This is a genomic window from Streptomyces milbemycinicus (assembly GCF_002154605.1).
In the GTDB taxonomy this organism is placed as follows: domain Bacteria; phylum Actinomycetota; class Actinomycetes; order Streptomycetales; family Streptomycetaceae; genus Streptomyces; species Streptomyces milbemycinicus.
In genome coordinates this window covers 1-5,304 of the sequence record NZ_MUNE01000831.1, presented here as the reverse complement: position 1 = coordinate 5,304, position 5,304 = coordinate 1, and the positions used below count along the sequence as shown (strand labels likewise).

Genomic DNA, 5,304 nt, shown 5'->3' with positions numbered 1-5,304 from the left:
CGATGCTGCTGAGCGCGCGCCGGGCCGCCTCCGGCTCCCGGTCCATCAACTCCGCGGCCACGGCCGCCTGGATGGTGGCGGCCGTGAGGGTGTGCCCGATGGAGTCGTGCAACTCCTGCGCCAGCCGGTTGCGCCCGGCCAGCAGGCGCGTCCGCTCCTCGAGCGCGGCCAGCCGCTCGGCCGGCCGGGGCCCGAGGAGGGCCGGGGCCGCCCACCGCAGGACGGTCACCGCGCCCGCGCACAGCCACGCCGCCGCCGCGAGGCAGCCGACCGCGGCGAGCGGGGCCCATCCGCCCTGCCGGCCGCCCGCCACCCGCACCGACAGGCCGAGCAGAGCGATCCGCTCGCCACCGCCGAGCCAGACCGCCGGCAGCACCGCCGCCGTCATCCCCAGCAGACCCGTCACGGCCACCACCGCCCAGCCCACGGCCATGTGCAGCGCCAGCCACGCCGGGGTGCGTACGAGGTCGCGCGGACCGGCGCCCAGCGACGCGACGGGTGCCGGCAGCCCGGTGCGCAGCAGCCGGTTGGCCAGGCGTACACACCACGCCCGCACCGCACGGGGGCGGCCGCCGACCGCGAGCAGCGCCGCGAACACGGCCCCGAAACACACCCAGCGAAGCCCCGCCGGCCACGACCGGGCCACCCCCGCCGTCACGACGAGCGCCACCGCCACTGGGGGCAGGCTCCAGGCCGCGCCGGCCAGCGCGTACACCCAGCCCCGTACGGTGTCCGCACAGCCGATTGACCTCCACACGGGCGCTTTCCCCGCGGGCGGCTTCCGGACGGGTCGTTTCCAGACGGGCGCTCTCCACACGGGCGCAAGTATGGTGGCCACCCCACGCCGCCCGCCTCCCCCTTGAGAGCCAGAGGCGCCTTCCCCCTGCCGGGGGAACCGGAATTCCCTCCCCGCCGCGAAGCGCCCGCGCACCCAGCCCGGCGAAAGTGGCCCCATGCTCGAACTGATCGATGTCAGCAAGGTCTACCGGGGCGGGAAACGGGCCGTGGACCATATGACGCTCCGTCTGGGCCCCGGTCTGCTGGGTCTGCTGGGCCCCAACGGCGCCGGAAAGTCCTCACTGATGCGGATGGCCGCCACCATCACCCGTCCCACCGGGGGAAGGATCCTGTACGACGGAGTGGACGCGGTGGCGCGGCCGGACGTCCTGCGGCAGGCGCTCGGCTATCTGCCGCAGGACTTCGGCGTCTACCCCCATCTGACCGCGCGGGAATTCCTCGCCTACCTTGCCGCGGCGAAGGGCATCTCGGCGCGAGCGGCGCGCGCCCGCATCGACGAACTGCTCGAACTCGTCAACCTCACCGAGGCGGCCGGACGCCCCCTGGGCGGATACTCCGGCGGGATGCTGCGCCGGGTGGGCATCGCACAGACCCTGCTCGCCGACCCGCGGGTCCTGATCGTCGACGAGCCGACCGCCGGCCTCGACCCGCAGGAGCGGGTGCGCTTCCGCAACCTGCTCAGCGAACTGGCCGCCGACCGGGTGGTGATGCTGTCCACCCACATCGTCTCCGACGTCGAATCGGTGGCGTCCGATATCGCGGTGGTCGCCGACGGGCGGCTGCGGCGCCGCGGCACCCCCGAGGATCTGCTGGGCGAGGTCGCCGGGCGGGTGTGGGAGGCGGTGGTCGGCCCCGAGCAGGCCGCCCTCGCACAGACGCGTCACCCGGTCAGCCGCGCGGTGCGCACGGCCGATGGGGTACGGCTGCGGCTGCTGGCCCCGGAGGCGCCGTACCCGGACGCGGAACCGGTGGCCCCGGACCTGGAGGACGCCTACCTCGCCGTCGTCCATCAATCGGACAACCCCGCCGACCAATGGCGGGAGGCACGGCGATGACGGCCGGCCGGCTCGGCAGGCTCGCCCTCGCCGACTTCCGCGAGCGGGCCCGCCGCCCCGCGTACGTGCTGACCCTGGCGGCGGCGGTCGGCCTCGGCTATCTGGCCGTACCGGACCCCGGAACCCGCTGGGTCATCATGCAACTCGGTGACTACCGGGGCCGCTACAACAGCGCCTACACCGGCACGGCGACCGCGCTCGCAGGCGCGCTGTGGCTGACGCTCGGCGGCTTCTACGTCGTACGCGGCACCATCACCCGGGACGAGGCCACCGGCGTGGGCCGGCTCCTCGCCGCGACACCGTTGCGCGGCCCCGGCTACCTCGCGGCGAAATTCCTCAGCAACGTGATGGTGCTCGGCTCCATGGCGGGGGTGCTCGCACTCACCGCGCCGGTGATGCAGCTGGCCCGCGGCGAGAGCGACACCATCGAACCGGGCCGGCTGCTGCTGCCCTTCGCACTGATCGCGCTGCCCCTGGTGGCGGTGACGGCCGCCGCCGCGCTGCTGTTCGACGCCACGCCCCCGCTGCGCAAGGGGCTCGGAAACGTGATCTGGTTCTTCGTGTGGCTGGCCGTCGCACTCGGCGGCCAGGGGCCCGGCGCACCGCTCGGCGGCATCGGAGTGCACGGCGTCGTCGCCTCGATGCGCGCCGATATGACGGCCCGCCACCTCGATCTGTCCGGCCAGGAATTCAGCCTGGGCCTGACCTATATCGACCGGCCGCTGCGGACCTTCGTATGGGACGGGTTCACCCCGAGCGTGGACTTCCTGGCCACACGGCTGGCCCTGATCCTGGCGGCGGCCGTGGCGGCGCTGCTTCCCGCGCTCTGGTTCGGCCGGTTCGACCCCGCCCGTGGCGGTGCGCCACCGCAGCCCCGGCCGGACGGCACACCCGCGCCCGTGGCGGCCCCGACGGCCCCGGTGTTCACCGGTCCGCCGCGCACCGTGGTACGGCCGGGCGGGGCCTTCGGGCGGCTGTTGGTGGGCGAGCTCCGCATCCTCCTTCGGGGCGCCCCGCGGTGGTGGTGGGCGGTCGCGGCGGCCATCACGGTCGCCGGTCTGGTGGTGCCGCTCTCGGCGGTGCCCCGGATCGTCCTGCCCGCGGCCTGGATCTGGCCGGTCCTCATCTGGTCCCGTCTGGGCACCCAGCGCCACGAGTACGGGGTGGAGTCGCTGCTCGGCGGCTACCCGGCACCGCGCCGGAGAACGCTCGCCGAATGGCTGTCCGGGCTCGCGGTCACGGCACTGGCCGCACTCACCCCGCTGGTCCGGTTCGTCGCGGCGGCCGACTGGGCCGGGGTCGGCGCCTGGGCCGGCGGCGCGCTCTTCGTCCCCTCGCTGGCTCTCGCTCTGGGCACGCTCAGCCGCAGCCACCGGCTCTTCCAGGCCGGCTACCTCCCGCTGTGGTACGCGACCGCCAATGGTCTGCCGCTGCTCGACTTCATGGGCGCGGTCCGGACCGGCGGCCATCCGGCCGGCCCGCCCGCTCCGGCCGTCGCCGCCCTGTCGGCGCTGCTGCTCGGCGCCGTCTTCGCGACCGGTGCCGCGCGGCGCGGCAAGGGCTGAGCCGCCGTCAGTCCCCGGTGCGCAGCGTGCGCACCACCGACCAGACGACCGACACCATCGGCACGGCCACGATCGCGCCGATCACCCCGGCGACGAGGCTGCCGCCGATGACCGAGATCGCGACCACCACCGGGTGCAACTGCACGGCCCAGCTCATCACCAGCGGATGGAGCACATGGCCCTCGATCTGGCCGATGACCACGATGAGCACCAGCACGGCGGCGGCGATGACCGGGCCCCGCCCGGCCAGCGCCACCACGGTCGCCACGGCCAGCGCGATGGGCGCGCCGATCAGGGGGATGAAGGTGGCGAAGAACACCAGCACCGTCAGCGGCAGCGCCAGTGGCACCCGCAGCAGGAACAGGGCGATGCCCACCAGCGTCGCGTTGGAGGCCGCCACGATGATGATGCCGCGCGTATAGCCCGCGAACGTGGACCACGCCGCCCGGGCCGCGCGGTCCCATGGCGACCGGGCGGTCTCGGGCAGCTGGGCGTGGAACCACAGCCACATCCGGTCGCCGCCGTAGATGAAGAACACCGAGCAGAACAGGGCCAGGGCCGCCCCGGTGAGCGCTTCCACGACCCGGTTGGCGCCGCTGAGCGCCCGGCTGATCAGCGTCCCCCGGTGGGTCGCGACAAAGGTGCTGATCCGCTCGTGCAGCCCTTGAAGCGTGCCGTGCTTGATCCGGAACGGCGGCTGTTCCAGCCACCGGCTGATCCGGCCCACCCCGCCGCGGAACTCGCCCAGCAGCCTGCCCGCCTCCGCGGCGGCCACGCTGCCCACCAGCGCCAGCAGGCCGAGCACCACGACGATGCTGCCGATCAGCGCCACCGCCACCGCGAGTGGCCGCGGGACCAGCCGCTCCAACAGGTCGGCCAGCGGCCGTAGCAGTGCGGTCACCACCAGCCCCAGGAACACCGCCACCGCGACGAGCTCGAAGCGCCCCAGCACCTTGAACGCCGCGTAGACGAGCGCCCCGACCACCAGCAGCCGCCATGCGTACGCCGCCACGAGGCGCAGCCCGGGATGCACCAGGTCGGCCCCGCCCCGCCGTGCCGCCGCGCGCAGTGATGCGGCGGCGCGGGCCCGGTGGCCGGGGCGGCCGGCCCGGGCCGCGCGCCGCGCGGGTCGGCCGTGCGGAGGGCGAGATGTGCTGCTCACGTGGGCGCCACCGCCTTCTGCGTCCCGGTCCCGCGCGGCCGACACGGAATGTGAATCGTCCCCGTACGGGGCGATTCAACCAGGGACGTGTCGCCCCGTGACGGCAATCGGCCGCGGCGTGGCGGAGCGGGCGCCCTCGGCTACGCCCCGGTGCTGCGCAGGATCAGATGGACGAAGCCGAAGGAGTCCCGGTACTGGCGCAGCCACCCGGTGCGGTGGTCGGCGGCCGTCTCGAGCGCCTGGGCGCTGCCGGGGTCCTCGGGGTGGTCCAGGGCCCAGCGGGTCAGCGAACCCGTCCAGGCCCATTCGTACGCGTCCAGCTCCGCGCGCGTGCTGATGTGCCCGTGGACGGGGGTCCATCCGTCGGCCACGACCCGGTCCACAGTGGTCGCCAGGTCGTCGAAGTCGCCCAGCATCTCGACGGCCTCCGGGGACGGCTCGCGCTCCCAGTACCCGTCACCGATCAGGACGCGCCCGCCGGGGGCCAGATGGCGGCGCGCCGCGGCGAGCGTGGGGAGGACCCCGCCGAAGGCGTGGGCGGCACCGACGCTGAGCACGAGGTCGAAGGAGTGCCGTGAGGAGAAGCCGTCGGCCTCCTGCTGATGGAGGACGAGCCGGTCCGCAACCCCGAGGCGCTCGGCCGCCGCCCGGGCGTCGACCAGGGCGGGCTCGGAGATGTCGATGCCCTCGGCATGCACCTTGGGCTGCGCGGACAAGGCGCGCA

Annotated in this window: 5 protein-coding genes; 2 read left to right on the top strand and 3 right to left on the bottom strand. The window is 74.6% G+C overall.

Features of this window, described 5'->3' with window-relative positions:
* Nucleotides 1-757, bottom strand: a 757-nt coding sequence (locus CCN51_RS47185) for a histidine kinase dimerization/phosphoacceptor domain-containing protein (protein ID WP_143676133.1), incomplete at its 3' end; no start/stop codon positions are given.
* A 196-nt stretch (nt 758-953) separates the two neighbouring features.
* Between CCN51_RS47185 and CCN51_RS47180 the strand changes: the two genes are divergently transcribed.
* Nucleotides 954-1,853, top strand: a complete 900-nt coding sequence (locus CCN51_RS47180; protein WP_014174247.1) for an ATP-binding cassette domain-containing protein — start codon at nt 954-956, stop codon at nt 1,851-1,853.
* Complete coding sequence (locus tag CCN51_RS47175) at nt 1,850-3,418, top strand: hypothetical protein (protein WP_043486258.1); 1,569 nt, start codon at nt 1,850-1,852, stop codon at nt 3,416-3,418. Before CCN51_RS47180 ends, CCN51_RS47175 begins: the two co-directional genes overlap by 4 nt.
* Nucleotides 3,419-3,425: 7 nt before the next feature.
* Here the strand turns inward: CCN51_RS47175 and CCN51_RS47170 are convergent, their stop codons facing one another.
* Both CCN51_RS47170 and CCN51_RS47165 read right to left on the bottom strand, forming a co-directional pair.
* Entirely contained in the window at nt 3,426-4,580 is a 1,155-nt protein-coding gene (locus CCN51_RS47170) for an AI-2E family transporter (protein WP_106436551.1), read from the bottom strand.
* A gap of 140 nt (nt 4,581-4,720) precedes the next feature.
* A partial coding sequence (locus tag CCN51_RS47165) for an SAM-dependent methyltransferase (RefSeq protein WP_107426274.1) occupies nt 4,721-5,304 on the bottom strand: 584 nt, incomplete at its 5' end.